Origin of the sequence: Streptococcus mitis (assembly GCF_003942685.1) — a bacterium.
GTDB classification, from domain to species: Bacteria; Bacillota; Bacilli; order Lactobacillales; family Streptococcaceae; genus Streptococcus; species Streptococcus mitis_CD.
The window spans coordinates 323,260-340,160 of sequence record NZ_RJNR01000001.1 but is presented as its reverse complement, the minus strand read 5'-3'; the positions used below and the strand labels follow the sequence as shown (position 1 = coordinate 340,160).

Annotated in this window: 16 protein-coding genes and 1 other RNA gene; 2 read left to right on the top strand and 15 right to left on the bottom strand. The window is 41.4% G+C overall.

The window, feature by feature from the left end; translation table 11 throughout:
* Positions 1-3 precede the first annotated feature (3 nt).
* The 15 genes from D8855_RS01600 to D8855_RS01530 form a co-directional block, all read right to left on the bottom strand.
* On the bottom strand, positions 4-1,002 hold the full coding sequence (locus tag D8855_RS01600) for an envelope stress sensor histidine kinase LiaS (RefSeq protein ID WP_125415605.1): 999 nt from the start codon (positions 1,000-1,002) through the stop codon (positions 4-6).
* Complete coding sequence (gene liaF, locus D8855_RS01595; RefSeq protein ID WP_125415603.1) at positions 999-1,697, bottom strand: cell wall-active antibiotics response protein LiaF; 699 nt, start codon at positions 1,695-1,697, stop codon at positions 999-1,001. The genes D8855_RS01600 and liaF overlap by 4 nt, the downstream gene beginning before the upstream one ends.
* A gap of 76 nt (positions 1,698-1,773) precedes the next feature.
* Positions 1,774-2,784 carry a type 2 isopentenyl-diphosphate Delta-isomerase gene (gene fni / locus D8855_RS01590; RefSeq protein WP_125415601.1) on the bottom strand — a complete coding sequence of 337 codons (1,011 nt, stop codon included), beginning with the start codon at positions 2,782-2,784 and terminating at the stop codon, positions 1,774-1,776.
* A complete protein-coding gene (locus D8855_RS01585; RefSeq protein WP_125415599.1) occupies positions 2,768-3,775 on the bottom strand; it encodes a phosphomevalonate kinase in 1,008 nt (335 codons plus the stop codon). Before D8855_RS01585 ends, fni begins: the two co-directional genes overlap by 17 nt.
* The gene (mvaD, locus tag D8855_RS01580; protein WP_125415597.1) at positions 3,762-4,715 is read right to left on the bottom strand and encodes a diphosphomevalonate decarboxylase; all 954 of its coding nucleotides are present in this window, start codon (positions 4,713-4,715) and stop codon (positions 3,762-3,764) included. Before mvaD ends, D8855_RS01585 begins: the two co-directional genes overlap by 14 nt.
* Positions 4,697-5,575, bottom strand: a complete 879-nt coding sequence (gene mvk / locus D8855_RS01575) for a mevalonate kinase (protein ID WP_125415595.1) — start codon at positions 5,573-5,575, stop codon at positions 4,697-4,699. Before mvk ends, mvaD begins: the two co-directional genes overlap by 19 nt.
* A gap of 122 nt (positions 5,576-5,697) precedes the next feature.
* Positions 5,698-6,717, bottom strand: coding sequence for a choline-binding protein CbpC (cbpC, locus tag D8855_RS01570; RefSeq protein WP_125415593.1), 1,020 nt, complete (start codon positions 6,715-6,717; stop codon positions 5,698-5,700).
* A gap of 17 nt (positions 6,718-6,734) precedes the next feature.
* Positions 6,735-7,730, bottom strand: coding sequence for a choline-binding protein CbpJ (cbpJ, locus tag D8855_RS01565; protein WP_125415592.1), 996 nt, complete (start codon positions 7,728-7,730; stop codon positions 6,735-6,737).
* Positions 7,731-7,830: 100 nt separating this feature from the next.
* Entirely contained in the window at positions 7,831-8,520 is a 690-nt protein-coding gene (locus D8855_RS01560; RefSeq protein ID WP_050283620.1) for a response regulator transcription factor, read from the bottom strand.
* A gap of 11 nt (positions 8,521-8,531) precedes the next feature.
* On the bottom strand, positions 8,532-9,956 hold the full coding sequence (gndA, locus tag D8855_RS01555) for an NADP-dependent phosphogluconate dehydrogenase (protein ID WP_000158778.1): 1,425 nt from the start codon (positions 9,954-9,956) through the stop codon (positions 8,532-8,534).
* Between the two features lie 75 nt (positions 9,957-10,031).
* Complete coding sequence (gene mapZ / locus D8855_RS01550) at positions 10,032-11,420, bottom strand: cell division site-positioning protein MapZ (protein ID WP_049488066.1); 1,389 nt, start codon at positions 11,418-11,420, stop codon at positions 10,032-10,034.
* A gap of 12 nt (positions 11,421-11,432) precedes the next feature.
* The gene (locus tag D8855_RS01545) at positions 11,433-12,590 is read right to left on the bottom strand and encodes a THUMP domain-containing class I SAM-dependent RNA methyltransferase (RefSeq protein WP_042751681.1); all 1,158 of its coding nucleotides are present in this window, start codon (positions 12,588-12,590) and stop codon (positions 11,433-11,435) included.
* Positions 12,591-12,674: 84 nt separating this feature from the next.
* Positions 12,675-13,056, bottom strand: an RNA gene (rnpB, locus tag D8855_RS01540) — RNase P RNA component class B.
* Between the two features lie 20 nt (positions 13,057-13,076).
* Complete coding sequence (gene gpsB, locus D8855_RS01535) at positions 13,077-13,406, bottom strand: cell division regulator GpsB (protein WP_000146534.1); 330 nt, start codon at positions 13,404-13,406, stop codon at positions 13,077-13,079.
* 72 nt (positions 13,407-13,478) lie between these two features.
* Positions 13,479-14,006: an SLOG family protein gene (locus D8855_RS01530; RefSeq protein WP_004263565.1), complete on the bottom strand. Its 528-nt coding sequence runs from the start codon at positions 14,004-14,006 to the stop codon at positions 13,479-13,481.
* 66 nt (positions 14,007-14,072) lie between these two features.
* On the opposite strand from D8855_RS01530, the gene recU reads away from it, so the two are divergent.
* Together recU and pbp1a are read left to right on the top strand one after the other, a co-directional pair.
* Complete coding sequence (gene recU / locus D8855_RS01525; protein ID WP_004263564.1) at positions 14,073-14,669, top strand: Holliday junction resolvase RecU; 597 nt, start codon at positions 14,073-14,075, stop codon at positions 14,667-14,669.
* On the top strand, positions 14,666-16,849 hold the full coding sequence (gene pbp1a, locus D8855_RS01520; RefSeq protein ID WP_004263562.1) for a penicillin-binding protein PBP1A: 2,184 nt from the start codon (positions 14,666-14,668) through the stop codon (positions 16,847-16,849). Before recU ends, pbp1a begins: the two co-directional genes overlap by 4 nt.
* Positions 16,850-16,901 lie beyond the last annotated feature (52 nt).

Here is a 16,901-nt window from a genome sequence, read left to right as displayed (position 1 = left end):
TCCTTATAGTTCCTTATCTAACAAGGGAATACGGATATCAACTGCCAGCCCTTGCTTGGGAGCTGTTAATAACTGAACCGTCCCTGCCATATCTTCAACCCGCTCCTTGATATTGCGGAGTCCGTAACTCAAGTCATCTAAGTTCCCTAACTGGAAACCAATCCCATTGTCCACCACCTTCAGCTGCAATTCAAAATCTGTCTGATAGAGATAGACATCCAAACAAGAGGCCTGGGCATGGCGAAGGGTATTGCTGATCAATTCTTGCAGAATACGGAAGATATGCTCCTCGATTTTCTTAGGCAATTTCGTCACATTTTGCTTGAAACTAACCTTGAGATCACTCTTGTCCTCAAGCTCTTTTAAGAGGATTTGAATCCCTTCAACCAGACTCTTCTGCTCTAGTTCAACAGGCCGCAAATGCAAGAGCAAGACCCGCAAATCCTTCTGGGCGGTTTCTAAAATAGCTGTGACACTCTGCAACTGGGTCTGCATCTTTTCTCTATCCAATTTCAAAGTCTGCTGACTGATACCCGATAAAATCATGTGGGCCGCAAACAACTCCTGACTGACTGTATCGTGCAAATCCCGAGCAATCCTCTTCCGTTCTTTCTCGATGATTTCCTCTTCCTGAGCAAGACTGTGATTTTCTGCTTTTTGAAGAGCTTCTGTCAAAAGGTTAAGTTTACCTGACAAGGACTTGAAACTGGCATCCAAATCTGGATCTGCAAGCTGAACCACTTCTTGCCCTGCCAACAAACGCTTAAGATTAGTCTGCATTTTTCTTAGAGAAAGCTCTTCAACACCTCTCCAAAACAGAGCTAGGAGACAGGTTATAGACAGGCTGAATACCAACAACAAAAAGACAAATTTTTCTGTTTTTTCGACATCATGCAAGAAAATAGACCAGTCAAAGTTAAGGATTTCCAGCAAGCTGTGGGAGAAAAATAAGACAAATAGGAAGGAGGTAATGGCAATGATTACATAAGCTTGTTTTTTCATCCTCTGACCACCTCAACATCCCCAATCACAGTGGTCAAGAGAATCTTGACACTCTTGTTACTCTTAAGATAGTCTCTTGTTTCTTGATGATAGTGTTCATTGCGAAGGGCTCGCTTAGGCTGGTTGAAAAAAGTCAAATCACCATAGAGACAGTTAACGCTGAGACTGACTTCCACATCTACAGGTACGATGATTTTGGTCGTTCCTACCATCTTTCTGAGGATAATAACATTATCGTGATTGGTTAGGATGACCCTCTCCAGATGAATAGTGTCCTTGCCCATGAGGCGAAAGAGATTGATATCATCAAACTGGCAAGTCTGGTAGCTTGAAAAATGATGGAGATTGCCAAACCAACGATTTTTCTCCTTCTTAACCGTTACCACCTCTTCAAAAACCAAATTGGTCTGCTCTTTTTCCTGGTTCATCATCGGATAAAGAAGAAAGAGGCTATAGATGACAGCAACAAAAATAGCTAGAATCACAAAAGGATTGAGCATGACGATGAAAAAGAAGAGAATGGTTGCCGCCACTAAAAGAAGATTATTACCCTCTTTACCAGTGTAATAGCGAATCAAAAGCAAAAAGAGGAATAGAATCAGCAGAAAACGCGAAAAATGCTCTGAAACCATCAAAATCAGAGCTCCCGTCAAAAGACAGGCTTCGATAAATAAAAAGATTTTAAATTTTCTCATAGGTTCATCCTCTCCCTTCTATTTTATCACAATTCAAAAAAGTCACCTCGGTCTGAGGATGGAAAAAAGGCGGTGGTTACGCCTTTTTCATCTGATCATTTGCTTCTTTTAATTTTCCATAGAGAAGATAGTCTACTTTTTGCAGATCTGCTATGGTGGCACAATTAAGGGCACACATAATCAAACGCAGATCGTCTTTCCAGCCTTGGACAATGCCAATCACTTCTTCAACTGTGTAGCTTTCAATCAATTCCAGAACTGTACGTGATAGCCCTACAGCCTTGGCACCAAAGACCAAACACTTAATCATATCCAGCGGATTCCGAACGCCTCCACTGACCAAGAGTTCGACCTTGTCTTTCCATTCTTGGACATTGAGAAGGGCCTGCATGGTGGACTGCCCCCATTGATTGAGGTAATCACGCTGGCCACTTCGACGATTTTCGATATAAGCAAAGCTGGTGCCACCACGACCTGACAGGTCAAAGGTTCGAACACCCAGTTCATAGGCTCTCTCGATGGTCTTGGCATCCATTCCAAAGCCCACTTCCTTTAGGACAATCGGAACAGGGATTTGCTTGCTATAGTCTGCTAGATGCGATTGCCAGCTTCTGAACTTCCTTTCTCCCTCAGGCATGAGCAATTCCTGCATAACATTGACATGCACTTGCAAGAGAAGGGGATTCATCTCTTCTACAGTCTGAAGTCCTAACTCGACAGGCTTGTCCAATCCAATGTTGGTTCCAAGAAGGAGATTTGGATGATCATACTTGACAGAAAAAGAGTCATCTGATGGATTTTTGAGGGCTGCGCTATAAGAGCCCGTCACAAACAAAATCCCACAGGCTTCCGCCACCTGAGCTAGCTTTTGATTAATTTCTTTACCTTTTTCACTCCCACCTGTCATGGCATTGATATAAAAAGGAAAATCCCACTTTCGACCAGCAAACTCTGTCGACAGATCGATTTCATCCAGGTCGTAAAAAGGCAAGGAAGAATGAATCAACTCCACCTCATCAAAGCTATTATAGGAACTTTTCTGCTCAAGGGCATAGCGGATGTGCTCATCCTTACGATTTGTCGTCATATCCTATCCTTTCTTGGTATAAGAGCTCAATCCCTAGATCGGCCCATCGGTTTTTTAGGGTTTCAGTTGATTGCTCATCAAAACTCAAGGCAATACCACAATCACCACCACCAGCGCCGCTACTCTTAGCAACAGCCTGCAAATCTTGACTGGCTTCTTTCAACTGTCTCAGCGAAGGCGTGTAAATATCTGCGTTCAAGCCTTCTAAAAGCTTGCTGGCCACTTCTACTTGCTCGATAATTTTTTCTGATTCCCCCTGCTCCAAGGCTTCTACCAAAGTAGCCACCGTTTCTTTTGAGGAACTTAAAAAATTCTGATTGATATTTTGCTTGATTTGCTGGACCATGTGACTCGATACAGCCACTTCCTTGGTCCATCCCACTAAGAAATCACATTCTAAAGTTGGTTTCACTTGTGAAATTGAAAAGCCCCAATCACGCTCTAAAACTGTCAACAAATTTTCTTCTTCCAACCAAGCTGCTACCTTCTGGCGATCAAATGACTGGTAGAGAACCAATTCCTCTGCCACAATACAGGCAAGGTCCCCCATAGAACCATTGTCTCCTCGCTTGAGCAAGACAGCACTGGCTAGCTTGAACAAGAGCTCCCGATCAACCGAAATATCATATAAAGCCAGTAAGGCCTTGATGACCAAAACAACGACGCTACCGCTAGAACCTAGACCAAACTTTTTCCCTTCCCGTTCCATTTTTCCTCGGATTTCCAAAGAAAAAGGTCGCAAGGTCTGCCCACGATAAACGAGGAAATTTTCCACTAAAGCAATCGTTTCTTGAATCAAACTGTAGTCAGGATTTGGTGTCAAGTCCACTACGAAATCAAACATGTCTGAGTAAATACGGTAACTATCAGAAAAAGCAATCTCCCCCTTCATATAGATGGGAATGGCCTTTATCAAGGCCAACTGCCCAGGCTCTAAAATAGCATATTCACCTGCCCAATAGAGTTTTCCGCAAGTTTTAACAGCAATCATCTTGACTCAAATCCTTTGTTTTTGACACAATCAAGCGATAACGTTGACCGAAGATTTCTGATAAATGCTCCAAGTCTTTCTCCTGACAAAGAACTTTGACATTGGGACCAGCATCCATAGTAAAGTAGCAGGCTTCTCCTTGCTCACGTATCTGGTGAACAAAGTCCATGGCTTCATAAGAGGCATCCGTCAGATAAGAAAAGGCTGGTGACGCAGTTTTGGTCGTAGCGTGCATAGCAAGGGCATTTTTCTCTGTTAATTCCCCAACCTTAGCAAAGTCATTTTCCTTGAGATAAACCAGCATATCCTGATAATCCTTCTCAGACTGACGGACCCAGTCATCAAAGGTCGTCGAGGTTTCCACACAAAGTTTCATCCCGTCACGGCTAGAGATTGGTTTTTTCTTATCCTCTAGCACCAACATAATCATAGCTAGTTTCAGGTCTGTCTCTACCGGGTAAATCTCTCCGCTATCCTTGTCCCAGGCACCTAATGGTCCATAAAAACTCCGAGAAGAAGAGCCTGAGGCAAACTTAGCCTCCTGTGCCAACTGGCTCCGAGTCAATCCCAGCTTGAAATAAGCATTACAAGCCTTGACCAGGGCGGACAAACCACTAGAACTTGAGGACAAACCCGCTGCGGTAGGCATATTGTTCTGAGTATCAATACGGACAAAGCCCCCACCTTCTGGACGGTAACGGTCAATAATCTTGCTCATCTTAGCATGCTCTGCCTCATTTTGTAGCTGACCATTGATATAAAAGGCATCAGCAGTCGCATCCGTCGGTAAAGGCGACAAAGTCGTCTCCGTATACATATTTTCCAAAGTCAGAGAGATACTGCTAGTAGCAGGCACCATCTCTTTTTCTCTTTTCTTTCCCCAGTATTTGATAATAGCAATATTTGCGTAGGAACGTACTGTTACAGGCTCTCTATCCATGTCTGAACAGCTCCTTTCTCTTCTAATCTTTCTGCTAGTTCTTGTGCGTGTGTTAAATTATCTGCCAAGGCTATGATACAGCCTCCTAGTCCACCACCACTCATCTTGGCACCCAGAGCACCATGGCTAAGAGCCGTTTCAACTAGAGAATCCGCCTCAGGGCTACTAACACCAATTTCTTTTAGATGTAAATGCGCTTGACTGAGGATTTGTCCCAATTCTTCAGCATCTTTTCGTGAAATCGCATCCTCTGCCTGCTGAGTTAATTCTCCCAAGGCATACAAAAACGGTAGAGCATCCTTTCCCTTACTTTGAACCACTTGGATGGCTTCACGGGTATGACCATAAACGCCCGTGTCAGCAATCACCAAATAGGCGGATAAATCCATCTCAAGCTCTGTAAATCCTACGTTCTTAATAAAGCGAATAGGCTGGTCACTGAGACAGGTCTTGGCATCCAAACCACTCGGATTCATATGAGCAATCATCTCAGCCCGATTGACCAAGATTTCTAATACATCATGAGACAGTTCTGCCTCATAGTAGTCAAAAACCGCACGAATAGCCGCTATGCTGATAGCAGCTGACGAACCCATTCCCCGCTTCTCAGGGATAGCCGAGTCAATCTCACAGCGAATGCAGGCTTCTTTGATATCCAAATACTCCAGCGAAGCATAAACTGCCATGGACAAGGTATCCTCCTCATAAAGACGCCAAGGACTCGCTGCAGAAACTACCTTACAAGTCACCTCCACCTCCAAAAGAGGCAGGGAAATGGCAGGATAACCGTAAACGACTGCATGCTCCCCTATTAAAATAATCTTACTATGTGCCTGACCGACACCAACTTTTTTTGTCATATTTTCCTTTTACTAGACGAAAAAGCCGTCTCATTTTTTCATACAAATATTTATTCTTTCCTATCTATTTTATTATATTTTCACAAAAAAAGCGATTGTTTCCTTCACAATCGCCTCTTTCATTATTGAACCCATTCGCCATTATAATTGACAGAATAGCCATCTACGGTCGTATTCACTGCCAAAGCACCTGAGTTGTAAGCATAGTACCATTTGCCATTGACCTGGAACCAGCCTATCTTCATATCTCCATTACTTGCATTTAGGTAGTACCAAGTTGAACCATCTTGATACCAACCAGTTGCCATAGCTCCTGATGAACGGAGATAGTACCACTTGTTACCAAGGTATTGCCAGCCCGTTTTCATATCACCATTTTCAGCATCTAAATAGTACCAAGTTGAACCTTCTTGATACCAGCCAGTCGCCATGGCTCCTGATGAACGGAGATAGTACCACTTATTGCCAAGTTGTTTCCAACCAGTTTGCATGATACCAGTTTCTGGGTCTAGGTAATACCACGGATCAGGTTTGCTTCTATCAATGCCAAAAGTAACATGGAAATCTTGAGTCCAACCCTTAGCAACTTCACCAATTGGTAGTGGATTGTAAGAATCATCGCCAGAAATTCCTAGCTTATTTAAATAATACCAATTGCCGTCTTCATAAGTCCAGCCTGTCTTTACAGCATAATTATTATCAAAATAATAAGTTCTCTTTTCAGCAGATGGAGCATATTGTTCACCGTATACTTTTCCTGTATTTTCAGACGTTTTTGCCTCTAGTACTTGTTTATCTGTTTGTTCTAGCAAAGCACCATCTTGTCCAAAATAGTACCACTTCTCCTGAAGGCCAATTTCTAAGACTGGACGATTATTAAATAAATTATCACGATAACCTGTTCCATGAATTTCTACGTATTGCCATCCAACTACCATTTCTCCTTTATCACCAAAATAGTAAGTTTTACCGTCTATTTTATGCCAATAGATTGCTTTATGATCATCTTTTACATAATATTTTCTATTATCCTTATCAACAAATTGGCCACCTGTGGTATCCGCAAATACAGTATTTGTAGCTAGCAAACCAAAGAAAAATGCTGTTAGTCCAACTTGCATCATTTTTTTCAAAAGTTTCATTTATATGTCCTCCAATATTAAATCCACTCACCAGATGAAGCAAAGTTATAAACTTTACCATCGATAGTTTGGCTACCTGTAACCATTGCTCCAGAGGAATTGAGATAATACCAGTTTCCTCCTACTTTTGTCCAACCTGTCTTCATATCTCCATTACTTGCATTTAGGTAGTACCAAGTTGAACCATCTTTCACCCAACCAGTTGCCATAGCTCCTGATGAACGGAGATAGTACCACTTGTTACCAAGGTATTGCCATCCCGTTTTCATATCACCATTTTCAGCATCTAAATAGTACCAAGTTGAGCCTTCTTGATACCAGCCAGTCGCCATAGCTCCTGATGAACGGAGGTAGTACCACTTATTGCCAATTTGCTTCCAACCAGTTTGCATGATACCAGTTTCTGAATCTAGATAGTACCAAGTGGAAGCATCTTGAATCCAACCAGAACGTTTCTCACCACCAAGATTCTTATTCCCAGAATTTCCTGTTTTTGCTAGGTAATACCAGTTAGATTGATCATAAAGCCAACCTGTCTTTAAAGAATGATCTTGATCAAAGTAGTAGTATGCTAATTTAAGAACTTCGGGACCTTCCCAGCCTTCACCATGTTTTTTCCCAACGGTTAAGGAATCTTTTAGCTCTAATTGTTTCCAACCAACAAACTCTTGTAGCACTCCATTTTTGTCAAAGTAATACCATTCTGGCATTGGGGAACCTTCTAATCTTATGCCATTAGGGTAAGGACCAATTGTATATCCTTTAACTGGCATTGGAATGTATTGCCAACCAACAACCATTTCACCATTGTAATCAAAATAATAGGTCTTACCATCAATCACTCGCCAGTAGGTTTCTTTGAGTTCCCCCTTCTTGTAGTAGGTTCTACCATTTTCTTGGACAAATTTCCAACCTTCTGAATCAGCATCATCCGCCAATACTGCACTTGTTGCTAGCAAACCGAAGAAAAAGACTGCTAATGCAATTTGCATCAATTTTTTTATTGTTTTCATTAGACGTATCCTCCATAACTGATTATAGCAAAGCCCCAACTGTATGTCAATATATAGAGAGCCCCCTCAAAAAAAGCAGTTACATAACTGCAACTGCTCTCTATTCTTGCATGGTGTAACCAACACCACGAACGGTTTTAATGTAGCTTTTTTGACCTTTTACATCAAGCTTGCTACGTAGATAACGGATATAGACATCCACGATATTGGTTTCGGTCGCACTTTCATACTTCCAGACACTTTCCAACAACTGCTCACGAGTCAGAACTTTCTTGCTTCCCATAAGAGTAGCCAAAAGGTCATACTCACGACGAGTCAAAGCAATCATCTCCTCGCCACGATAAACTGTGTGATGCTCTACATCCATACGCAGATTGCGATAAGACGTTGGAACCTTCATCTGACTACAATGTTGGTCGATAAAGTCCCGACCTCGGAAAATCGCGGAAATACGAGCCACCAAATTATCAATAATAACCGGCTTATAGATGTAAGAAACGGCAAAGCGTTGGATTGTCTCAATCTGATCTTGCAATTCTTCACGATGGTCCAAGACCATGATGACTGAGGCTGGCTTAGTCCGACTCAGCTTGTCTGCAAAATCCTGGGCCGTCATATCCCCCAGATGAGCATTCAATAAAATCAAGTCATAGTCTGTCTGAAGAGCCATGGAGAGGGCTTTTTGCCCCTCCTCAACCTGATCAACTCGGTATTGCTCTTTTTGGAGTTCCAAACTTAAAAAATGAGCTAGATTTCTTTCTTTCTCAAGTAATAAAATCCGTTTCCCCATGGCAGACCTACTTATTTTTCGTCATACCAAGAGTAGTGGAATGTTCCTTCTTTGTCTTTACGTTGGTAAGTGTGGGCACCAAAGTAGTCACGTTGCGCTTGGATCAAGTTAGCTGGAAGGTCAGCTGAACGGTAGCTATCAAAGTAAGTAATAGCTGCTGAGAAAGTTGGCACTGGCACACCAGCTTGAACAGCAAGAGCTACGATATCACGCACTGCTTGTTGGTACTTAGCAGTGACATCCAAGAAGTATTCATCCAAAAGAAGGTTTGCAAGGTCTGCATCACGGTTGTAAGCATCTGTAATCTTTTGCAAGAAACGAGAACGGATGATACAGCCATCACGCCAGATAGATGCGATATCTGCAAATGGCAAATTCCAGTTGTTTTCTTTAGAAGCTACACGCAATTGAGCAAAACCTTGTGCGTATGAAATAATTTTTGAGAAGTAAAGAGCTTGACGGATTTTTTCAATCAACTCAGCCTTATCTCCTTCAAATTTGAAGGCAGCTGGTTTTGGAAGAACCTTGCTAGCATGTACACGTTCTTCTTTGTAAGTAGAGATGTAACGTGCAAATACTGACTCAGTGATTAGTGACAATGGCACACCAAGGTCAAGAGATGATTGGCTAGTCCATTTACCAGTTCCCTTGTTACCTGCGGCATCAAGAATGTAGTCTACGATTGGTCCATCTTGACCTTCATCGTCTTTACGGCTCAAGATATCAGCTGTGATTTCGATCAAATAGCTGTCTAACTCACCCTTGTTCCACTCAGTAAAGATTTCAGCCATGTCTTCTGCAGAAAGGCCTAGCAAGTGTTGCATCAAGTCATAGCTTTCTGCGATCAATTGCATATCACCATACTCGATACCGTTGTGGACCATCTTCACGTAGTGACCAGCTCCATCAGGACCGATGTAAGTCACACATGGTTTGCCATCTTCTGGTGCTTTAGCTGAGATTTCTTCAAGAACATCCGCAACCAATTCGTAGGCCTCTTTTTGTCCACCAGGCATGATAGAAGGACCTTCAAGGGCACCTTTTTCACCACCAGAAACCCCAGTACCGATAAAGTTGATACCTGAGTTTGCCAACTCTTCATTACGACGGATTGTATCTTTGTAGAAAGTGTTTCCTCCGTCGATCAAGATATCACCCTTGTCAAGGTGTGGAAGAAGGGCTTGAATTGTAGCATCTGTACCAGGTCCAGCTTGAACCATGAGCATGATACGACGAGGTTTTTCGATTGAGTTTACAAAACTTTCAACGTCATAGCTTGGTACAAAGTTCTTTTCAGGATGGCAAGCAATTACATCTTCAGTTTTTTCTTTACTACGGTTGTAAATAGCAACTGTGTAACCACGAGATTCAATATTAAGGGCAAGGTTACGACCCATTACGGCCATACCAACAACACCAAAGTTAGCTTTTGTCATTTGACACTCCTCTTGTTTAATTTGTTTTATTTTATCATTTTTACTTTTGAAAAGAAAGAATTTTGTAACGACTGCTTAGTAGTCCAAGTCATCCGCATGTCCAGAACCATTTCCAACAAAGTATCCTGTCTTACAGTTAAGGGTAAAGAGATAGGTTCCATCTGGCTTGTAGAGGTTGTAATAACCATTGCCATTAACGATATTGACACGTTCAAGGATATATTGGTTACCAGTGATATAACCACGTGAGCGTGAAGTTGCTAGGATTTTTTCCAAGACACCATCCGCGAAATCCCAAGCAGAGTTATTGCTATCATCAACAGCTGACTGATTGAACGGCACACGACTCGAAGCTCTTTGGAGGTCAACTCCAGAACTTGATAAACCGCCATGGCTATCATCACGTGCAGAAACTGAATTGTTTGATGAGACGCTTGAAGATGGACTTGTGTTGTCTGTAGCCCTCTCTGTTGATGAACTTGAACTTTCTTGACTTGAGCTTGAACTTGAACTTGAAGGAGCTGTTTGTTGACTCTTACCTAGACTGATAGCCTTATCTAGCACTTTATCAATCTCCGTATTTCCAGTTTTAATATCTGTAAATTTAGCATCTGATTTAGCTTTAGCGTTAGTATCCAAAACTCCATCTACAATAGCTGGCTTATCAAATTGAGCATTGACATCTTGAATGGCCTTGATTTGCGTTTCAAGGCTGTCATACTTAGATTTTGCAAGCGTATATTCACGACTACCTTCCAGCTTATCAAGTAAGGTTTTCAGTTGAGTCAGTTTATCAAACTGGCTATTTTTTAAAGCCGTTTTGTTGCTATCTGTATAGAAGGCATCATATAAATTATTGAATTCTTCCACATCTGACTGCGTGTTTGTAGTTGATTGAGAAGTTTGGATTTCCTTGGTCGAACGAGCCACTTGACGATAAACATAATAACCAGTTCCAAGGATAAGAACCACTAAGGCTGCTAGAATACCATAAAGCACCCATTTCTTCTTACTATTTCCATCTTCACTATCTGTCACTCGATAAAGTGTTGGAATATCTTCAGTCTCAAATTCTTCTACAAGAGGTGCTTCTGAAACTCGTGTTAATTCTAAATCATCAAACTGACTCAACTCATCTTCTGGAGCTGGAGAAGTTACTCCTGTTCCCTCACGAAGCTCTTGAAGTAAATTATCTAGAGTCTGAGTCTCCTCTATCTCTTCTACCTCTTCTTTTTCAACTAAATCATCCTTGCTAAACTGACGCGTTTCAAACTTATCCGCCTCAATTTCATCTTTGTGTTGTTTCACATACTTGTCCAAGATAGAATCTCCAGGCAATACACCTGCTTCCACCTCTTCATTTTTTAGCATGGCTTCTCCAACCGTTAGCTCTTTGGCATCATCAAAATCAAATTGCGCTTCTTGATGTTCTGTTATATGACGATCATGTCTTTTCTTACTCATGAGTTTTCCTTCCTACTTTACTTCCTGACGTTTAACACGCTGACCGAAATATTGATACAAATCAACTTTTAAAGTTCCATTGTACAACTTGCGCTTCTTGTCCGCCTGACTGCCGTACTTGGTCTCAAAGGCTTCATCACTAGTTAGGATAAATTTGCTCCACGTTTTCAGCGGTGCAAATACTTGCCCCATCTCAGCATAGAGTTTGGTAACTCCTGCATCATCTGACAAGCGTTCCCCATAAGGTGGGTTAGAGATAATCACTCCATTGATTTTATCGGAACGCAAATCCTGCACGCGCATCTGCTTAAAGGTAATATCTCCTGCAACCCCTGCTGCCTGAGCATTGGCCTTAGCAATTTCCACCATACGTGCATCGATATCACAGCCCATGATATCTAGCTCAAGCTCACGATCCACTTTCTTAGCCGCTTCTGTACGCACTTCTTGAATCAAGCGATCACTAATCCAGTTCCACTCCTCAAAGGCAAAGGAGCGACGAAGCCCTGGAGCCATCTTTCTAGCAATCATAACTGCCTCGATACAGAAAGTTCCTGAACCACAGGTCGGATCAATCAAGGGCTTGTCTGGATACCAGTTAGAGAGTTGCAAAATAGCTGCTGCCATGTTTTCCTTGATAGGAGCCCCACCCTTTTCGGTACGATAGCCACGTTTAAAGAGACTGGAGCCTGTCGTATCAATCATGACAGTTGCTATGTCTTTCAGAATAGAAACCTCAATCTTAAACTCAGGACCATTCTCCATAAGAGGAACACCTTCTGGACGGGCATAGTGTTTTTGCAACTTTTTAACAACAGCCTTCTTTGAAATAGCCTGTACACTTGGTTCATTGTGTAGTTTAGACTTAACACATTTGGCTTTTGAAATCGGAAATCGAGCTCCAAGCGGTAAATAATTTTCCCAATCTAGAGCGAAAACTCCTTGAAAGAGCTCCTCAAAAGTCTTAGCTGGGAACGTTCCTACGATAATCTTGATACGGTCTGCCGCTCGAAGCCAGAGGTTGGTTTCGATGATGGCTTTCGCATCTCCTTGAAAACGAACACGTCCATTTTCAACCTGACAATCGTAGCCCAACTCTCGCAATTCACGTCCCACAACAGCCTCAAGACCCGCTGCAGCAGTAGCGATTAAATTAAATTCTTTTTTCATTTTCAGTCTTATAAGACCTTTCTATATGTCCACTTTAAAAAATGAGGTTGAGAAAGTTTTCTCAGCCCCAACCTATATGCAATTTTCTATAAGCCATGTTTTGTTCCAGAAGTGACTAGGACCACTTCCTTCGATAATCATCTGTCTACCGCTAACAGCCTACAGCTGAAAGTAGTCAGAGTACTACGTTCGTTTCCGTGTACTCCATGCCCCGACCAAAATTTGGGTTGCTAGCTTGAGGGGTTTACCGCGTTCCACTCTCTCTGTTTCCAGAGAGACTCCGTCACTGTGGCACTTTCAAGCCTACTCTGGCCTATCCGAGGACTTAGCCATTTCAACTGCCGTAACGATTTCTCGTCCCTAGGCTTATGGTTTCGCCTAGCACAAACACTACAGGCATCACAGCCTGTGCTAGCATGGACTTTCCTCATGAAAAGAAATTCTCCTCACGCGATTATCCAAAAATTGCACTTTTCAAATAAGCTCTTATAAATCAGAGTTATCCAAAATTTGTTTACCAAATACTTCTTTCTCAAGACGATTTAGTCGTTTCAAAATATCAAAATTCGTCATAGAAGTTGTAGCCGTCATTTCAAGTGGTTCTGCTTGAACCGGTGCAGATTCAGGTTTGCGAGACAATTCTTCCTTCAACTCTGCAATTTCTTGACGGAGAGACTTGACTAAGGCAGCATAAGTTTCGTAGTCCTTGATGACATCGTCCAAAAATTCATCAACTTCAACCTTACTATATCCACGGACTTCACGTCCAAACTCTTGCTCAAAAATATCTTTTGCTGAAAAAATAATACTTGCCATCTCTCTCTCCATTCTCGGTTTCTAATAGTATTATTATATAAAAAAAGGCAAACAAAAATCAAGGTCAAAGGCTTACTTTTCAGAAAAATTTTCTGCTAGCTCATTTAGGTCTTCAAACGTTAGCCTTTTTATGCGATACCCTTCCTGATTTTTCATCAAGGTATCCATAAATTTTAATTTGGTCTCATTTTCTGGATCATAGAAAAAATAAGCTAAATCAGTATTTTCCAGTAAAAATCGTTGGTAGTCTCTTAGTTGCCCCATATGTTCATATTTAGGATAGGCATATTTGACAAAATCTACCTGCTTAAATTGACTAAGTTTAAGCTGATTCGCTTCATTCCAATTTTCCCCGTGTGTTTCAAAATCAAAAATGGTCGCTAGGTTGAAATCATATTCTTCTTTCATTTCATTTGCGACATCAAGCACCCAAGATTCAAATCCCAAGTTCCCTGTAAAGACCAGCCAGTTAATCCCTTCTTCTGCCAAACTTTCTAAATCACGGCGAATGGCTTTCTTTATAATTTTTAACCTGATATCTTTTTCGTTAAAGACACCCAAGTCAAAATTAGAATATCCCATAATTAAAGCTGTAGTCATTTTTACACCTTTCTTTCTATTTTTATGGTATAATAGAGTGATGTCATTGTACCAATAAGGAGAAATATGGTCAACTATCCTCATAAAATTTCATCAAAAAAAAACAAAACATCCATTTCTCAACCAAATAATTTCGCAAATCGAGGAATGACTTTTGAAAAGATGATTAACGCTACAAACGACTACTATCTGACGCATGGTATGGCAGTTATCCATAAAAAACCCACGCCTGTTCAAATTGTCCGAGTAGACTATCCTCAACGTAGTAGAGCCAAAATTGTAGAAGCCTATTTTAGACAAGCTTCCACAACAGATTACTCTGGCGTGTATAGAGGACATTACATTGACTTTGAAGCCAAGGAAACGCGACAAAAGAATGCTATTCCAATGAAGAACTTCCATCTTCACCAGATTCAACATATGGAACAAGTTCTAGAACAGCAGGGTATTTGCTTCGTACTGCTTCATTTTTCTTCTAAACAGGAAACTTATTTGTTGCCGGCATTTGATTTGATTCGCTTTTATCATCAAGATAAGGGGCAAAAATCTATGCCACTTGGATATATTCAAGAATATGGATATTTAGTAAAGCAAGGGGCTTTCCCTCAAATTCCCTATCTCGACATTATCAAAGAACATTTACTAGGTGGTAAAACAAGATGAACAAACAAACTATTCTGCGATTCTTAAAGTATATCGGAATTACGTTCCTTACATTATTTATCGCATTATTTCTATTAGGTGGAGGTGTCTTCCTCTACTTTGTTAGCAAGGCTCCAACCTTATCTGAAAGTAAATTAGTTGCGACGACCTCTAGCAAGATTTATGACAATAAGAACGAACTGATCGCTGACCTTGGATCTGAACGTCGAGTAAATACTCAAGCAAATGAAATCCCTACTGATTTGGTCAAGGCCATCGTGTCTATCGAAGACCACCGTTTCTTTGATCATAGAGGTGTGGATACCATTCGTATCATGGGTGCGGCATTGAGAAACCTCCAAGGCGGAGGAGGCCTCCAGGGAGCCTCAACCTTGACTCAACAATTGATCAAATTAACTTATTTTTCTACTTCAACTGCCGATCAAACTTTGTCACGTAAAGCTCAAGAAGCTTGGCTAGCCGTTCAACTAGAGCAAAAAGCAACCAAGCAAGAAATCCTGACCTACTACATCAACAAAGTCTACATGTCTAACGGTAACTATGGAATGCAAACTGCAGCCCAAAATTACTATGGAAAAGACTTGAAGGATTTAAGCTTACCACAGTTAGCACTCCTAGCCGGAATGCCTCAAGCACCAAATCAATATGATCCTTATTCTCATCCAGAAGCTGCTCTAGAGCGTCGGAACTTGGTACTTTCGGAAATGAAAGGGCAGAAATACATCAGTGCAGAAGAGTATGAAAAAGCTATTAATACCCCTGTTACCGATGGTCTACAAAGCCTGAAATCCGGTAACAGTTATCCTGCATACATGGACAACTACCTTAAAGAAGTAATCGACCAAGTTGAACAAGAAACTGGTTACAACCTTCTTACTACAGGTATGGATGTCTATACAAATGTGGACAAAGATATCCAACAACGACTCTGGGATGTTTATAACACCGACCAATATGTCACTTATCCTGATGATGACATGCAAGTAGCTTCGACTATTGTAGATGTATCTAATGGTAACGTTATTGCACAACTTGGTGCTCGTCATCAAGCAAGTAATGTTTCATTCGGCACCAACCAGGCTGTGGAGACCAATCGTGACTGGGGATCAACAATGAAACCCATCACTGATTATGCTCCTGCTTTGGAATTTGATATCTATGACTCAACTGCTACCATTGTACGCGATATCCCGTATAATTATCCTGGAACAAATACCCCTGTCTACAACTGGGATAGAGGATACTTCGGTAATATCACCCTGCAATATGCACTACAGCAATCTCGCAATGTTCCTGCTGTAGAAACACTCAACAAAGTTGGATTAAACCGTGCAAAAACCTTCTTAAATGGTTTAGGAATTGACTATCCAGATATGCATTATTCTAACGCCATATCAAGTAACACAACTGAATCTAATAAGCAATACGGCGCAAGTAGCGAAAAAATGGCTGTTGCTTATGCTGCATTTGCCAATGGTGGTATCTATCACAAACCGATGTACATTAATAAAGTTGTCTTTAGTGATGGTAGCGAAAAAGAATTTTCTGACCCTGGTACCCGAGCTATGAAAGAGACCACTGCTTACATGATGACAGAAATGATGAAAACAGTCTTGACCTCTGGAACTGGTTTTAATGCCTATATTTCATGGCTCCCTCAAGCCGGTAAGACAGGTACCTCTAACTATTCAGATGAAGAAATCGAAAATCATATTAAATCAAGTCAACTTGTTGCACCGGATGAAATGTTTGTCGGCTATACTCGTAAATATTCGATGGCCGTATGGACAGGTTACTCAAATCGTCTTACTCCAGTCATCGGCAATGGGTTCACAGTTGCTTCTGCGGTCTATCGTTCAATGATGACTTACCTATCAGAAGATGACCACCCAGGAGATTGGACTATGCCTGAGGGCTTATATAGGAGTGGAGAATATGTCTTTAAGAATGGAGCTCGTCCTACATGGACTGCTCCTGCTACTCAACAAAGTTCTACACCTGCTCCTGCGAACCAGACTCCAGAGACTTCAACCTCTCAGTCAAGTGTAACGACACCAAACACAAATCCAAATTCAAATACAGTTACTCCCAATGCTGGAACCAATGAGAATACGGCGACACAACAACCAAGTACCAATCAAGGGCAGCCTAACCAAAATCCTCAACCAGCGCAACAATAAATTACTAACCACCCAAAAATTGGGTGGTTTTTCAATCTGTTCTTTGTTCAAT